The sequence below is a fragment of the Joostella sp. genome (assembly GCF_048266025.1).
Classification (GTDB): Bacteria; Bacteroidota; Bacteroidia; order Flavobacteriales; family Flavobacteriaceae; genus Galbibacter; species Galbibacter atrarenae.
This window is the reverse complement of the sequence record NZ_JBLXAF010000001.1, coordinates 1181694-1198067: the sequence shown is the minus strand read 5'-3', so window position 1 is coordinate 1198067 and position 16374 is coordinate 1181694. Positions and strand designations below refer to the sequence as shown.

Genomic DNA, 16374 nt, shown 5'->3' with positions numbered 1-16374 from the left:
TCACTTACTATTATCCTTTAACAATCGTTAATAAAAAAGTAAATCGAAATAAGTATATTTGAACAGTAATAAATAATAAAAATATGGCTAGTAATAAAATTCAAGATAAAATAGATGCTTCCCTTTTAGAAGAGCGAAAAGTTTTTCTTTGGGGACAAGTAGACGATAAATCAGCTAAGCATGTAATCGACAGGTTACTTTATTTAGATGCTATTAGAAATGAAGAGATTAAACTTATAATTAATAGTCCTGGTGGTTATGTAACCTCTGGTTTTGCTATTCATGATACTATGAAGTCGCTAAAAAGTCCAGTTTCTACTATTTGTACTGGGTTAGCTGCCTCTATGGGATCTATATTACTTTCAGCAGGAGAAAAAGGAAGACGCTTTGTTTATCCTTATGCAAGAGTAATGATTCACCAACCTAGCGGTGGAGCACAAGGACAGGCTTCGAATATTGAAATTCAAGCTAAAGAAATTATTAAGACTAAAGAAATTGGAGCTCGTATATTAGCTGATAATTGCGGACAGTCTTTCGAGAAAATCATGAAAGATTTTAACCGTGACTACTGGTTAGATGCCAAAGAATCTTTAGAATATGGAATTGTAGATGGGATTTTAGAATAACCACTTCTTTCATAAAAATAATAAAGTCCTGCCTCTTCGGCGGGACTTTTTAATTAAAAAGTATTCGAAACTTTTAATTTATTTTTCCGTAAATTGCTATCACAAAACCAAACTAGAAAAAATAAATTAATGCACTTTAAGAAACTACTATTTGCAGTATTCTCCATTGCCTTATTTTCTTGTCAAGAAAAAGCAGATAAAAAGGAAACTGCAACCGAAGAAAAGCGTCCGAATATAATTTTCATCATGTCGGACGATCATGCTTACCAAGCAATTAGCGCTTACTCCGATAAACTAATAAACACTCCAAATATCGATAGGATTGCAAAAAATGGAATGCTTTTTAATAATGCATCTGTTACTAATTCTATTTGTGCTCCTTCTAGAGCCGTGATTCTAACAGGAAAACACAGCCATATAAACGGTAAAGTAGATAACTATTTTCCTTTTGACACTACGAATGTTACATTCCCACAGCTATTTCAGAATGCAGGATATCAAACGGCTATGTTTGGAAAGTTACACTTTGGAAACAACCCTAAAGGTGTAGATGATTTTGCTATTCTTCCGGGGCAAGGAAATTATATTAATCCTAAGTTTATTACTAAAGAAGGAGACACTACAATTACAGGTTATGTAACAGATATTATTACGGATTACACTATTAATTGGCTGGATAAAAAAAGAGACAAAGAAAAGCCATTTATGATGATGTATTTGCATAAAGCACCGCACAGACCTTGGTGGCCTAATCCTGAAAAATTTGCAGAGTTTTCTAAAAAAACATTCCCAGAACCTGAAACTCTTTTCGACGATTATAAAAATAGAGGTACTGCTGCAAAGACTGCTGAAATGAATTTATTATATCATTTACGATACAGCCACGACAGTAAAATTCGCCCTAAGACACTTGCGGAAATGGGAGATGTTAAGCCTGAAATTAAAAAAGTTCCTGGTGGATTTACAGGAATTTATAATAGATTAAATGCTGAACAAAAGGCAAAGTATGACCCTACTATCAATGCGATAAATAACGACTTTAAAGAGCATTGGCCTTCTATGACCGATGAGGAAAAGATGAAGTGGAAATACCAACGTTATATGCAAGATTACTTAGGAACTATTTCTTCTGTTGATGATAATGTTGGTCGTCTTTTAGATTATTTAGAAGCAAACGACCTTACCGAAAACACCATTATTGTTTATACTTCTGATCAAGGTTTTTATCTTGGAGAGCATGGTTGGTTTGATAAGCGTTTTATCTATGATGAGTCTTTTAAAACTCCGTTGATGATTAGCTGGCCTGGTGTTATAGAAAAAGGAACTACTAATGACGATATGGTTCAGAATTTAGACTTTGCCCCTACATTTTTAGACGCTGCAGGGATAGACATTCCATCGGATATGCAAGGTGAGAGCATGACTCCAATTTTAAAAGGAGAGAACGAAAAATGGACTAGAGAAGCTGCCTATTATCATTATTACGAATACCCAGCAGTTCATCAAGTAAAAAGACACTATGGGATTGTGACTAAAAAGTATAAACTAATTCACTTTTATTATGATGTTGACGAATGGGAACTTTATGATCGATTGAATGATCCTCAAGAAATGAATAATGTTTATGACGATCCTGAGTATAAAGATATCGTTGATGAATTAAAGGTAAAACTTAAAGATCTAAGAAAGAAATACAAGGATTCTCCAGAATTAGATCAACAATATATCGACAGATATTTAGAAGCAAGAAAATAATTATTTCGTTTTCTTATAATACGATGTAACAGTTTTTAAAGCCGGTTTATTTTGAACAGTAAACCGGTTATTTTTTTCTCCTCCCGCTGTTTCCTCAGGAAACCATTTCCATAAAAATCCACCAGCAAACCAAGATTCTTCCCAAAATGTATCGTATAATGCTGATAATGCATTTATTTGAATCTCATGATTTGCAACAGCTTCCAAACGATGATGCTCCCACGGTGCTTTTGCAGCATAATCCATACTTCTATACCCATATTCTGTAAATAGAACAGGTTTATCTATAGACTTTGAAAGCTTTTCCATTTGTTCTTTATGTTTCTCCCATCCCTCTTTTAAAACTTTTACGGATGGTGTTTTATCTTCAGACAAAGGAAAATATGCATCAATTCCAATATAATCTAAATCCTTCCAAAAAGGCACATTCGCATATACATCCCAATTTTCAGCATATGTAAGTTCCCCATGATATATTTCTCTAATCTCTTTTATAAGGATCTCGAAAAATTCTGAACGTTCACTTACAAAGTTGTTAAGTTCGGTCCCAATACAAAAAATAGGAATATTCAGTTTTTCTGCAACCGCCGCATAATGCAAAATAAAACTTCGATATTGAGTTTCAAATTCTTTCCAATGCTCTTCATTTCGCATAGAAAGATCTCCCGTAAATTCACCTTTCCAAATCCATAATTGAGGTTTTAACATCGCTTTTATCCCTATAGAATCTAGAACCTCAGCATATTGGGCAACTCCTGCTTCTGTTTCCCCAAACCATTGCTTTTCTTTATTAAAAATTATCTCTGGATGGTCTAATTCTTTTACAAATCCAAAAGGCATTAATGCCGCATAATTTGCATTGATATTTTTTACTGCTATCGCCTGTTCAGGAGATACTGGTGCTCTTGATGCCACTAAACTAACTCCATTTATCCGCTTTACTTTTTCTTTTAGTTCAGATTTACAACTAAATATTATCAAAATCACAAATAGAATAATACTGTATCTCATATTCGCTTATATCGTTAAAACTAGTCACCTTACTAAAAAATTTTATTAAACTTAAAATTCTAAGTAGGTAGCTATCAAGTGAAAATAATCAATTATTAATTTAAAATGCTTCTAAATTAAAAACCACTTATAAGTTCTTACCTTGCATTACGACGTATATTCTATATCAAAAAACACATGAAACATATCGCAATTATAGGTAATGGCATTGCCGGAATTACTGCAGCAAGGCACATTCGCAAATTAAGCGATTATAAAATAACTGTAATCTCTGCCGAGTCTAAATATTTTTTCTCAAGAACTGCATTAATGTATGTTTATATGGGGCATATGAAGTTTGAACACACGCAACCGTATGAAAATTGGTTTTGGGAGAAAAACAGAATTGAATTAAAGGAAGGGTTTGTAAATGAAATTAAAATTGATAACAAACAACTTCTCTTTGCTGATGGATCTACGTTAAATTATGATGATCTTATTATTGCTTCTGGCTCCAAGCCTAATAAATTTGGTTGGCCAGGGCAAGACTTAAAAGGCGTACAAGGTCTTTACTCAAAACAAGATTTAGAACTTCTTGAAGTCAATGCGCCAAATAATAAAGTGTGCAAACGTGCTGTTATTGTTGGTGGCGGACTCATAGGTGTAGAAATGGCAGAAATGCTTCATACTCGAGAAATTCCTGTTACTTTTTTAGTTCGTGATAAATCTTTCTGGGGAAGTGTTCTTCCAAAAGGAGATGCCGATCTTATAACTAGACATATTAGAGATCATCATATTGATTTAAAACTAGAAACAGAACTTAAAGAGATTATAGCTGATGAAAATGGACGCGCGAAAGCAGTTATAACTTCCACAGGAGAAAAAATAGAATGTGATCTTGTGGGTCTAACAGCTGGAGTAAGTCCTGCTATAGATTTTATAAAAAATACTGCTATTGAAACAGGAAGAGGCCTTAAGGTTAATAAATATCTAGAAACTAATATCCCAAATATTTATGGAATTGGCGATTGCGCAGAGCAATTAGAACCTACTGGAGAACGTAAACCAATTGAAGCAGTTTGGTACACAGGAAGGATGATGGGAGAAGCTGTTGCACAGACAATCTGTGGAAATAAAACAGCATATCATCCTGGTAATTGGTTTAATTCGGCTAAATTTTTCGACATCGAATACCAAACATATGGTTGGGTATGGGCAAAACCTAAAGTGAATGAAAATCATTTTTTCTGGGAACATCCAGATGGTAAAAAATGCATCACTATTTCTTATAATAAGGAAAACAATACATTTCTAGGTATTAATACTTTTGGAATCCGATTAGAACATAAGGTAATGGATCAATGGATTTCTGAAGGTCGAAAAATAGACTTTGTAATTGAGAACCTTAAAAAGGCGAGTTTCGATCCTGAATTTTACAGCAAACACTTTTCAGCAATTAAAAAAGCATTTAAAGGTCAACTTAAAACGGCATAAAAGATAACTTTATATGAACAATACAGTACAAAAAAACATGTCCTTATCTGGAGAGCCACCAGTTGCTCTTAATGTAATACAGAAGCTATCTGTTGTACTAGGAATGTTTGGGCTAGGGGTTTTATTACTCGCTACTTTCAATATTAATTTTCCTAATAAAGGACTCTGGTTATCAATTTCTTTAGGAGCCATCACTGCTGGAATAATATTATTCTCGTATGGAGCTTATGGCGATAAATCTGCTGGGATAAAAAATGATGGTGTTTGGTTTAAATCAATCTCTTCAAGAGGTTTTTTAGCTTGGCTACTCGGACTCGTTCTAACTGGATTTTATATAGTTCTCTATTTCTACCCACAATACATCGGGTTAAGATCAGAAGGGGGCAATGTTGGTTTAATCGCTTTATTCGACCCATTAAGCGAGCTTTTAAGTGGAAATCCTGCTAGTCAATGGTTTGTATACGGAACGCTCTATACCGTTTCTATATTAGCCTTTGGAATAAAGTTTATATGGAAACACAGACATAACAATTATGAAATTATAAGAACAGTGAGTGTTATGTTCTTTCAGACCGCATTTGCTTTCATAATTCCAGAGTTAATGGCTCGTCTTAATTCATCCGAAGCATATAATATCCCTTATTATGACTTAAAGAATATCTGGCCTCTCAACTATTATAATTTTGAGCAATATAGAATGGATGGCTTTATAAGTTCTGGAGATTTAGGAATGGGACTTCTTATTTTCGGAATCGCTTCTATTTTTATAATTACTCCAATCCTAACTTACTTTTACGGTAAACGCTGGTATTGTTCTTGGGTTTGTGGTTGTGGCGGTTTGGCAGAAACTTCTGGTGATGCATTTAGACAGTTATCTGATAAAAGCTTAAACGCATGGAAAATTGAGCGATGGGTTGTACATAGCGTACTTGTTTTTTCTGTATTAATGACTACTGCTGTTATCCATAGCTATTTAAGCTACGATGCAGCTAAATATTGGCTTAATAAAGACTTTTTCTTAATCGGAGTAGCTGTATTCTTAGGTGTTTTATTTGCTGTAATCTGGATCTTTAAAAAAGAAGAACTTAAAAAAGACGCTCGATATGGTGCAATAGGTTATTTAGCGATTACATTGGGACTTATTGCTATTCACTATTTCAGTGGAAGTAATGTTTTCATTTTCAACCCTGAAACACTAAGAAGTACATACGGATTTTTAATCGGTTCTATATTTTCTGGTGTTATTGGTACAGGTTTCTATCCTATTTTCGGAAATCGTGTATGGTGTCGCTTTGGTTGTCCAATGGCGGCAATATTAGGATTGCAACAGCGTTTATTCTCTAAATTTAGAATTACAACCAATGGAGGGCAATGTATTTCATGTGGAAACTGCTCTACCTATTGTGAAATGGGAATCGATGTGAGAGCCTATGCTCAAAAAGGGGAAAACATTGTAAGAGCTTCTTGCGTTGGATGTGGTATTTGTTCAGCTGTTTGCCCTCGAGGTGTTTTAAAACTAGAAAACGATACTCCTAAAGGTCGTATTAATAGCGATGCCGTTTTACTGGGTAATGATGTTGATTTACTAGATCTTATCAAACAAAATAAATAATATCATATCTATTCCGACTTATTACAATGAAGGTGGTACTTTTGCAAAATAATTTAGGTGTTTTTTAATGAATATTATTAAGGTAATCATCCCCGCTTACAACGAAGAGGCTTCTATTGCACATGTTATAAATGACATTCCTGAAATTGTTGATGAGATTATTGTTGTCAGTAATAACTCTACTGATAATACTGAAATCGTAGCTAAAAAAGCTGGTGCAACAGTTTTATCTGAAGACAGAAAGGGATATGGATATGCGTGTCTGAAAGGGATGGATTACATTCAAAGGAGTGAAAACAAACCTGATATTATTGTTTTTCTAGATGGAGATTATTCTGATTACCCGGAAGAACTTACAAAAGTAATAGCCCCTATTGTAGATGAGAATCTTGATTTTGTAATTGGAGCTAGAACGAAAGAATTAAGAGCTAAAAACTCTATGACTCCGCAGCAGGTTTTTGGTAATTGGCTAGCAACAACCTTAATGAGCATATTATTTAATGCTAGGTTCACAGATTTAGGCCCTTTTAGAGCTATTAAATATGATAAGCTTCTAGCGTTAGAAATGGAAGATAAAACCTATGGTTGGACCGTAGAAATGCAATTAAAAGCGTTAAAAAAGAAATATACTTATGCAGAAGTTCCCGTTAGATATAAAAATAGAATTGGGGTTTCTAAAGTTTCTGGAACTGTAAAAGGAAGCATTATGGCAGGGATTAAAATTTTAAGTTGGATTTTTAAATACAGTTTTAAATGATACTTGAAATATTTTCATACATCATTCTTGGGGTTTACACACTAGCTTTAATGCTTATTCTATTTTATAGTTTAACGCAATTAAATCTACTTATCAACTATTTAAAATATCGAAAGGTTGTTAAAAATGAGCCTAAGTATGATTTTCTAGATGCAAAACAAATCCCAACCGTTACAATCCAACTTCCTATTTTTAATGAAGAGTATGTTGTCGAACGCTTATTAAATAATATTGCCAAGATAGAATACCCTTCTCAGAAGTTAGAAATTCAAGTATTAGATGATTCTACCGATGCTTCTATTGACGATACTGCGAAAAGAATTAAAGTCCTTCAAGAAAAAGGAATCAATATAAAACACATTACAAGAGAGAATCGTACAGGATTTAAAGCTGGTGCCCTAAAAGAAGGATTGGCAAGCGCTACGGGAGAATTTATAGCAATATTCGACGCTGATTTTCTTCCTGCTCACGATTGGCTTAAAAAGACAGTTCCCTATTTTAAAGACCCCGAAATTGGAGTAGTACAAACCCGATGGGGACATATTAATAGAGATTATTCGCTGCTTACCAAAATTCAGGCTTTCGCTTTAGATGCCCATTTTACCATAGAGCAAGTAGGTAGAAATTCAAAAGGACATTTTATAAACTTCAATGGTACCGCAGGTATTTGGCGTAAAAGCTGCATTATAGATGCTGGAAATTGGGAAGGAGATACCCTAACTGAAGATCTTGATCTTAGCTACCGTGCACAGTTAAAAAACTGGAAATTTAAGTATTTAGAAGATGTAGAAACTCTTGCGGAGCTTCCAGTAGTTATCAGTGCCGCTAGAACACAACAATTTAGATGGAATAAAGGAGGAGCAGAAAATTTTAGAAAAATTGTTAGTAATCTACTTGCCGCAAAAAATATTTCAGCAAAAACAAAATTTCACGGTTTTATACATCTATTAAACAGCTCTATGTTTCTTAGTGCTTTTATTATTTCCTTTTTAAGTGTTCCTATTTTATTCATAAAACAACTAGATTTTATTCCGAAATGGATATTTGATCTCACGGGGATATTTATTTTAAGCACTCTAATTCTATACGTCTGCTATTGGTTTACGTATAAAAATATCCAATCTAAAGGGACTAAAGGCTTTATTGCTTACACCCAAATATTCGTTACCTTTTTTACGGTGATTCTTGGGTTTACACTTCATAACAGTTTTGCTGTAATCGAAGGTCATATGGGAAAACGAAGTGATTTTGTAAGAACTCCAAAATTTAATATCAAAAATATTTCTGATTCTTGGAAAGGGAATAAATATATGGTAAAGTCCATTTCTAAGAATATTATACTCGAAGCACTCCTGATAATTTATTTCTTATTTGGAATGCTAAGCGCATTTAAATTACACGATTTTAGCTTATTCCCTTTTCACCTAATGCTCGTTATTGGTTTTGGTTTTGTATTTTTCCATTCAATTAGGTCACGAGTATAAATGTTCGATTATTGGAAAAAGCATAAATATTCTTTGCTATTTATAATAGCTTCTATCCTATTCTATTTTAGTTTTGGATATGATTTAGAGCGAACAGATTTTATAAAACTCATTAGTTTATACATCGCTTTATTCTATTTTTTTTATAAAATTATAGTTTTTGAAAAGAGCAACTTTTTATTGTTGTTGATTTTTGGAATTACCGCCAGACTAGTTTTTATTGGAACTACGCCAAACCTATCTCAAGACTTTTATCGTTTTATATGGGACGGGAAGTTGATTCTTAATGATATAAACCCCTATTTACACACTCCAAACGAACTAATAAGTAAAGATTTATTTTCTTCTGAAGTTTTTAAAACTCTTTATAACGGGATGGGAAACCTAAGCGCCTCTCATTATAGCAATTACCCACCTGTTAATCAGTTACTATTTTTCTTGAGTGCTTTTTTTGGCAGCGAAAGTATTTTAGGAAATATTATTACAGTCCGATTATTTATAATCCTTGCGGACATTGGTATCTTATACTTTGGGTTAAAAATAATATCGCTGCTAAAATTACCGAAACATCAGATCTTCTGGTACTTTTTAAATCCATTTATAGTCATAGAACTTACTGGGAATCTACATTTTGAAGGTGTAATGCTGTTTTTTCTGGTAGCAGCATTGTATTTTATATTAAAAAACAAATGGATTCTTGGTGCTGTATTGATAGCAATATCTATTTCAGTGAAACTCCTTCCGCTACTCCTATTGCCTCTTTTTTTACGGTGGTTTATAAAGGATTCAAAGCAATTAAAGGCATCAGCACTAAAACTAACAGCTTTTTATTTTATAGTTGGAATTGGGATACTAGCAACATTCCTCCCTTTTATTTCTTCAGAACTAATTAATAATTATAGTGCTACTATTGGACTTTGGTTTAGAAAATTTGAGTTCAATGCGAGTATATATTATATCGTAAGGGAGATTGGTTTTTATACAAAGGGATATAATATTATTGAAACCGCAGGCTTTAGAATGGCGATTACCGTTTTATTATTTATTATCTCGCTAGCAATATTCAGAAAAAACAATCAGCCAAAAACATTGATTGTTTCAATGCTAATGGCTGTTACTTTTTACTTTTTTATGAGTACCACCGTACACCCTTGGTATATTGCTACTCCTCTAATTTTATGTGTATTTACAAACTATAAATATCCAATTATTTGGTCTCTTGTTGTTGCACTGAGCTATTACGCCTATTCACAAAGTATTTTTAAAGAAAACCTATGGATTGTAGCCTTAGAGTACATAATTATTTACAGCTACTTTTTAAAAGAAGTTTTTATTAAAAAACCTCTTTTAAAGCATCTTTAGGTTGATTAACTCCTGATTTGTAAGGTGTCTCCATGTTCCTCTAGGAAGATCTTTCTTTGTTAATCCGCCGTAAGCAACTCTATCAATTTTAATGATTTCATATTCTAGGTGTTTAAAAATACGAGAAACAATTCTATTTCTATTGCTATAGATTTTTATCCCGATCTCATTTTTATTTCCACCTTCAATAAAAGTAATCTCCTCTACTTTTATCTCCTTTTCATCAATAACTAGTCCTTCTCTTACTCTGTGAAGATCTTCGTGTTTAAATGTCTTATCTAAGGTTACATGATAAATTTTTCTAAAGCCTTGCCCTTGCGTAAGGCGACTAGATAATTCAATATCATTAGTAAACAATAGCAATCCTGTAGAATTTCTCTCTAACATCCCTACAGGTGCGATTCTACTTTTGGTAGAATTACCTACTAAATCCATCACAGAACGCTTTCCTTTTTCTTCAGAATTTCCTGTTATAAAACCTTTAGGCTTGTTTAGTAAAACATATGCTTTTTTCTCAGGAGTAATGCTACGTCCATCAAATTTAACCTCATCGGAGAGTTTTACTTTATATCCCATCTCAATAACAACATTACCATTAACAGTAACATTTCCTGATGCAATATATATATCTGCATCTCTACGAGAGCAAACACCACTATTTGCGATATATTTATTTAACCGAATTTCATCGGAAGCCGATTTACTCTTTTTTGGAGAAGGAGTACTTTTTACAGGGGAATTACCTCTGGCAAAACTCTTTCCTTTCATGTTCCCTCCTTGTCTTCCTGAGAACTTTTTATTTCCTCCTGCATCTCTTCCAGAACTCTTACCTTTTCTTGATTTATCCTCTCTACTCATAAACTTATTTTTTGCAAAGATATGGTAATCAAATTCAAAACATAAAAAAAGAAATATTATTAATAATAGATAACTTCAATTTTTAATATTATAACAGTAATATTAACTTTTAATAATATCCGCAACAATTAACATAATTATGTAACTATTCACATGAAAACATAACAAAATTATTGAGTTTTTAACTTCATTTTAACAAAACTAAGGTTGAACAAACTTCGTATATATAGTAATATTGATTGTATGAATTTTAATACAAAAATCAATATCACGTTAGCGGATTATAAGTTTTTACTTAAAAAAAAAGTATATATACTGCTACAAAAAACATAGGTACTCCCTCCCCTACACCCAATATTACTGACTTCCCCTTTACTTACGCAAACCAACGTAAACCGATAACCTATGAGAAATTTTACCACACAATTAAAGTTCTGCGCAGCGATTATTTGCGCGCTTTTGTTTAACATTGAGTCTCATGCTCAATCGCAAACTTTCACTAGTTCAATCACTAGTGAGAGATTTACTGACAACTCTGGAAATGCAATCGATGGAAATTTAAACACCAAAGCAAATGTGAGAGCAAGTTCTGGATTAATAGTAGGACTGGGAAGCTATTCTGGTCGTATAGAACTCAAGTTTCCACAAACTGTTCCAGCAAATACAACTTCTTATATAAAAATAGACACTGACGAGAATCTACTCCCCACTTTATTAGGAGGAAGCTTAGGTTCTTTGCTATCAGATGTATTAGGAACAGTACTTATAGGTAATCAAGAGTTTACTGTTCAAGCATTAAATGGAGGAACTAGTATTATTACTGGCCGTTCTGAGGTTGAAAACAGCATGGCCACAGATAGATTGAGAATTGTTGTAGATGGAAATGGAAAATATTTTATTGCCATCACTCCAAACCAAGCTTACGACCGAGTACGACTTACCAACAGATTAGGATCTCTTGTAGGACTAGGAAACACTAAAAGGCTTGGTGTTTACGATGTTTACTATGCTACCAATCCGTTAGAATGTGGGAATCCTTCCTTTACATCATTTGACGGTAGCGGGATTAGCTTAGACCTTCTTCAAATTGGAGGTGCGGGTGTTAGAAACCCTCAATATGCTATTGATGGGAACCCAGCAAATCACTCTGAATTAAATTTAGGAATCTTAAGTGTTTTAGCGTCAATACAACAGTCTATCTATTTTGAAGGATCATCAAATACCACAGACAGCTTCAATATCCGATTAAAACTATCGCCTGCTTTAATTTCAGTGGGAGCTTTAAATAGCATCAATATTATCGCTAGTAATGACGGTGAAATAGTACAAAACATACCTTTTTCAAGTTTATTAGATGTAGATCTACTTAGCCTCATACAAATACAAGCAAATAAAAATTTACCAACATCAATTCCTTTTAGCCCCGGAGTACCTGTAGACAAAATTACAGTTCGCTACAGCTCTCTTTTAAATGTAGAGATTGCCCAAAGCTTGGATCTTTATGGAATTACTAGAACACCTGCTTTACCAATCATTAGTGAAAGTTCTAAAAATGTGTCAGTATGCATAGGAACAAGTGCTGACTTAACGGCGAGTACAAACCCAACAGACCTACAAATAAGATGGTATGATGCTGCAACTGGAGGCAACTTAATAGCATCTACAAACTCTGGAGATGTTTTTACGACGCCAACAATAAACGAAGACACCACCTTTTATGTAGCTTCTGTTAAATCAGGATGCGATACAGAATCGGCAAGAGTGGCTGTTCATGTTAGAGCGATAGATAGACCAACAGCTGCAGATATTACGATAACAGGAGCCGAAAATGACATATGTGAATCTAGTAATGCTATACTGACACCATCAAGCAGCATTAATGGAACTTTCAACTGGTTTTTTGACCCTGATAAAGTAACTCCAATTACCGATGGTTTGACACAAGGTTCAATAACATATACTATTGATGAAAATGGAAGACTTACTGTTTCTGGGTTAACACCTACAGACACTCCTATTAGTTATTATGTAAGTATTACCAATAATGAGACAGGATGTAATAATGCTAATGGCGACTTAGCGCAAGCAACAATAAATGTAATAACGAACACGCTAAACCCTACCATAACACTTGATACTAATATTACTGCCGATGATGTTATTAACATTAATGAATCTACTACATCTATCATTATTTCAGGAGATACAGGAGGAGATTCACAACCTGGAGATTCGATCACACTTACCATTAATAAAGTGAAATATTCTGGAACAGTAGCACCCGATGGTAGTTTTCAAATTCCAGTAAACGGAAGTGATCTTCTGGCAGATAGTGATCTTACAATTCAAGCTACAGTAGAGAGCAACAATACTATATGTACTAGTAGTGGTACTGATACAGAAACATACACCATAGATGTTACTCCTCCTACTGCACCAACGGTAAATGAACAACAAACAAATGATACAACTCCTGCAATAACTGGAACCGCAAACTCAACAGATCAACTTAGTATTGATTTAAATGGAATTACCTATACCGAAGGAGATGGGAACTTAACGGATAATGGAGATAACACATGGATGTTACAAATCCCAACAGGAGATGAATTGCCAGAAGGTGTTTATGATATTATCGCAACAGTTAATGACGCTGCTGGAAATTCTTCAACAGATAATACTATAAACGAACTGACTATTGACCTCACAGACCCACAAATTCCGACAGTAACTCCATTATCAACTAACGACAATACTCCTAAAATTTCTGGTACAGCATTGTCAGAAGATACAATAGAAATAACTGTAAATGGGATCACATACTCAGAAGGAGACGGAAACTTAACCGACAATAGTAATGACACATGGACGCTACAAATTCCAGATGGAAATGCTATCCCGGATGGAACATACGATATCATGGTAACGGCTAAAGATATAGCTGGAAATACCGCTAATGACAATACAACAGATGAGTTAACAATAAACACATTAGCTCCTAATGCGCCTACGGTAGACTTACTTGCTACCAATGATAACACTCCAAATATTACAGGTACTGCAGACTCTGTAGATGATTTAACTGTATTAGTAAATGGAATTACATACACAGAGGGAGACGGAAACCTAACCGATAACGGAGATGATACATGGACATTGCAAATTCCAGATGCAAACACACTTCCAGACGGAATTTATGATGTAAACGCTACAGCTTCAGATGGAATGTTAAGCGCTAACGACAGTACTATAAATGAACTGACTATAGACACCACTCCTCCATCAACCCCTACAGTAAATCAACAGGACACTAATGATGCAACTCCAATTATAACTGGTACAGCCACTTCTGAGGATAACCTTAAAATAATTGTAAATGGAATTACATATTTAGAAGGGAACGGAGATTTAACAGATAACGGAGATGACACATGGACACTACAAATTCCTGATGCAAATGAATTACCAGATGGTATTTATGACGTGCAGGCTATACTCACGGATGAAGTTGGAAATATTGCAAATGATAGTACTACAGATGAACTAAACATCAATACTAGTATCCCAGATGAGCCAACCGTAGACTTCTTAGCAACTTCAGATAATACACCAACTATTACTGGAACCGCAAATTCCATTGATGAGTTGGAGATAACCGTAAATGGAATTACTTATACAGAATCCGATGGAAACTTAATCGACAACAGTGACAACACATGGGCATTACAGATTCCAGATGGAAATGCACTCCCTGATGGTTTTTATGATGTAAAAGCACTAGTTACTGATACCTTTGGAAATACTAATTCTGATACTACATTAAATGAATTAACAATTGATACCGCCGATCCAACAATTCCAACAGTAAATAGTTTAATTACAAACGACACTACACCTACAATTACTGGGACTCTAGATTCTCAAGATCAATTAAGCGTTACTGTAAATGGAATCACATACGTAGAAAAAGATGGAAATTTAATTGATAATGAAAACAATACATGGACATTAAATATCCCTGCTACTAATGAGCTTCCAGAAGGTGTTTACGATGTTGTTGCCTCTGTAATGGATCCTATCGGAAATACTTCAGTAGACACCACTACAGATGAACTAACGATTGACGCCACACTTCCAAACACTCCAACTGTAAATAGCTTAGCTACAGAAGACACCACTCCAATGATTAATGGTACAGCTACTTCTACAACGGATCTTACAGTTGAAGTAAACGGAATACTATACACAGAAGGTGATGGAAATTTAACTGATAATAATGACAATACATGGACGCTACAGATTCCAGATGAAAATACTTTAACAGAAGGAGTTTATGATGTAATAGCAACGGCTACAGATATGGCTGGAAATTCTGCAAGCGACAACACCACGAATGAACTGACTATTAACAGCGCAATTATTACTCCTACAACTCCCACTGTTGATCAATTAACTACAGAAGATACAACTCCTACAATTACAGGAACTGCAGATTCTAACGACAACCTCATAGTTACAGTAGATGGTAAAACATATACGAAAGGTGACGGTAGTCTTTTTGACAACGGAGATAACACATGGGCATTAACTATACCGACTAACAACACCTTAAGTTTAAAAACGTATGATGTTGTTGTTACTGTTATGAATGCTTCTGGAGGAACAGCTACAGATACCACTACCGATGAACTTAAAATTGTTAGTCCTGATGAAAATACATTCCCTATAACTCCAACAGTAAACCAAATAACAACGGGAGACACAACACCAATAATCACAGGAACTGCAGATTCTGATGATAATTTAAATGTTTCTTTAGATGGAAATAATTATACAGAAGGTGATGGAGATCTAACAGATAATGGTGATGATACTTGGACATTACAAATCCCTGATGAAAATATGCTTTCTGAAGGAGTTTATGATATAGTTGCAACAGCTACAAATAACAATGGAAATTCATCAACAGATAATACTACAAATGAACTTACCATAACCAGTCCTGCAAACACTCCTACAATTCCTACAGTAAATCAATTAATTACTGAAGACACAACTCCTATCATCACAGGAACAGCGGATTCTAATGACACGCTGAATATTGGTTTAGATGGAAATATCTATACTGAAGAAGATGGAAACTTAACGGATAATGGAGATGATACTTGGACATTACAAATTCCTGATGAAAATACACTTTCTGGAGGTGTTTATGATATTATCGCAGTGGCTACAAACGATAGCGGAAACTCATCAACAGATAACACTACAAATGAACTTACAGTTATTACTGCTGATGATAATACGCCACCTACAACGCCAACTGTAGATCTTATAGTTACTGATGATACTACTCCAATTGTTACTGGAACAGCGGATTCTAATGATGATTTGAGCATTGGGCTAAATGGAAACACATACAACGAAGGTGATGGA

10 protein-coding genes are annotated in these 16374 nt (G+C 34.2%); 8 read left to right on the top strand and 2 right to left on the bottom strand.

The annotated features are described in order from the left end of the window. Positions 1 to 83 precede the first annotated feature (83 nt). Together ACN0TY_RS04965 and ACN0TY_RS04960 are read left to right on the top strand one after the other, a co-directional pair. Positions 84 to 626 carry a ClpP family protease gene (locus ACN0TY_RS04965; RefSeq protein ID WP_417443600.1) on the top strand — a complete coding sequence of 181 codons (543 nt, stop codon included), beginning with the start codon at positions 84 to 86 and terminating at the stop codon, positions 624 to 626. A 129-nt stretch (positions 627 to 755) separates the two neighbouring features. Beyond that, positions 756 to 2381 carry a sulfatase gene (locus tag ACN0TY_RS04960; RefSeq protein ID WP_236957928.1) on the top strand — a complete coding sequence of 542 codons (1626 nt, stop codon included), beginning with the start codon at positions 756 to 758 and terminating at the stop codon, positions 2379 to 2381. Here ACN0TY_RS04960 and ACN0TY_RS04955 read toward each other — a convergent pair whose 3' ends face one another. Then, positions 2382 to 3392, bottom strand: coding sequence for a glycoside hydrolase family 113 (locus ACN0TY_RS04955; protein WP_417443599.1), 1011 nt, complete (start codon positions 3390 to 3392; stop codon positions 2382 to 2384). It abuts the gene before it with no gap. Between the two features lie 177 nt (positions 3393 to 3569). Between ACN0TY_RS04955 and ACN0TY_RS04950 the strand changes: the two genes are divergently transcribed. From ACN0TY_RS04950 to ACN0TY_RS04930, 5 genes are all read left to right on the top strand, one after another. Then, positions 3570 to 4865, top strand: a complete 1296-nt coding sequence (locus ACN0TY_RS04950; protein WP_417443598.1) for an NAD(P)/FAD-dependent oxidoreductase — start codon at positions 3570 to 3572, stop codon at positions 4863 to 4865. Between the two features lie 13 nt (positions 4866 to 4878). Further along, positions 4879 to 6477: a 4Fe-4S binding protein gene (locus tag ACN0TY_RS04945; RefSeq protein WP_417443597.1), complete on the top strand. Its 1599-nt coding sequence runs from the start codon at positions 4879 to 4881 to the stop codon at positions 6475 to 6477. A 67-nt stretch (positions 6478 to 6544) separates the two neighbouring features. After that, on the top strand, positions 6545 to 7234 hold the full coding sequence (locus tag ACN0TY_RS04940; RefSeq protein ID WP_417443596.1) for a glycosyltransferase family 2 protein: 690 nt from the start codon (positions 6545 to 6547) through the stop codon (positions 7232 to 7234). Then, complete coding sequence (locus ACN0TY_RS04935; RefSeq protein WP_236957923.1) at positions 7231 to 8718, top strand: cellulose synthase family protein; 1488 nt, start codon at positions 7231 to 7233, stop codon at positions 8716 to 8718. Before ACN0TY_RS04940 ends, ACN0TY_RS04935 begins: the two co-directional genes overlap by 4 nt. Next, positions 8719 to 10080 carry a mannosyltransferase gene (locus ACN0TY_RS04930; RefSeq protein ID WP_417443595.1) on the top strand — a complete coding sequence of 454 codons (1362 nt, stop codon included), beginning with the start codon at positions 8719 to 8721 and terminating at the stop codon, positions 10078 to 10080. Here the strand turns inward: ACN0TY_RS04930 and ACN0TY_RS04925 are convergent. Next, positions 10066 to 10938 carry a pseudouridine synthase gene (locus ACN0TY_RS04925; protein WP_236957921.1) on the bottom strand — a complete coding sequence of 291 codons (873 nt, stop codon included), beginning with the start codon at positions 10936 to 10938 and terminating at the stop codon, positions 10066 to 10068. The two genes, ACN0TY_RS04930 and ACN0TY_RS04925, sit on opposite strands and share 15 nt — an antisense overlap. A gap of 405 nt (positions 10939 to 11343) precedes the next feature. Between ACN0TY_RS04925 and ACN0TY_RS04920 the strand changes: the two genes are divergently transcribed. Further along, positions 11344 to 16374, top strand: a 5031-nt coding sequence (locus tag ACN0TY_RS04920; protein WP_417443594.1) for a beta strand repeat-containing protein, incomplete at its 3' end; no start/stop codon positions are given.

Coding starts and splice junctions, on each gene's coding strand:
- ACN0TY_RS04965 (WP_417443600.1), top strand. CDS start 84: ATGGCTAGTAATAAAATTCAAGATAAAATAGATGCTTCCCTTTTAGAA.
- ACN0TY_RS04960 (WP_236957928.1), top strand. CDS start 756: ATGCACTTTAAGAAACTACTATTTGCAGTATTCTCCATTGCCTTATTT.
- ACN0TY_RS04955 (WP_417443599.1), bottom strand. CDS start 3,392: ATGAGATACAGTATTATTCTATTTGTGATTTTGATAATATTTAGTTGT.
- ACN0TY_RS04950 (WP_417443598.1), top strand. CDS start 3,570: ATGAAACATATCGCAATTATAGGTAATGGCATTGCCGGAATTACTGCA.
- ACN0TY_RS04945 (WP_417443597.1), top strand. CDS start 4,879: ATGAACAATACAGTACAAAAAAACATGTCCTTATCTGGAGAGCCACCA.
- ACN0TY_RS04940 (WP_417443596.1), top strand. CDS start 6,545: ATGAATATTATTAAGGTAATCATCCCCGCTTACAACGAAGAGGCTTCT.
- ACN0TY_RS04935 (WP_236957923.1), top strand. CDS start 7,231: ATGATACTTGAAATATTTTCATACATCATTCTTGGGGTTTACACACTA.
- ACN0TY_RS04930 (WP_417443595.1), top strand. CDS start 8,719: ATGTTCGATTATTGGAAAAAGCATAAATATTCTTTGCTATTTATAATA.
- ACN0TY_RS04925 (WP_236957921.1), bottom strand. CDS start 10,938: ATGAGTAGAGAGGATAAATCAAGAAAAGGTAAGAGTTCTGGAAGAGAT.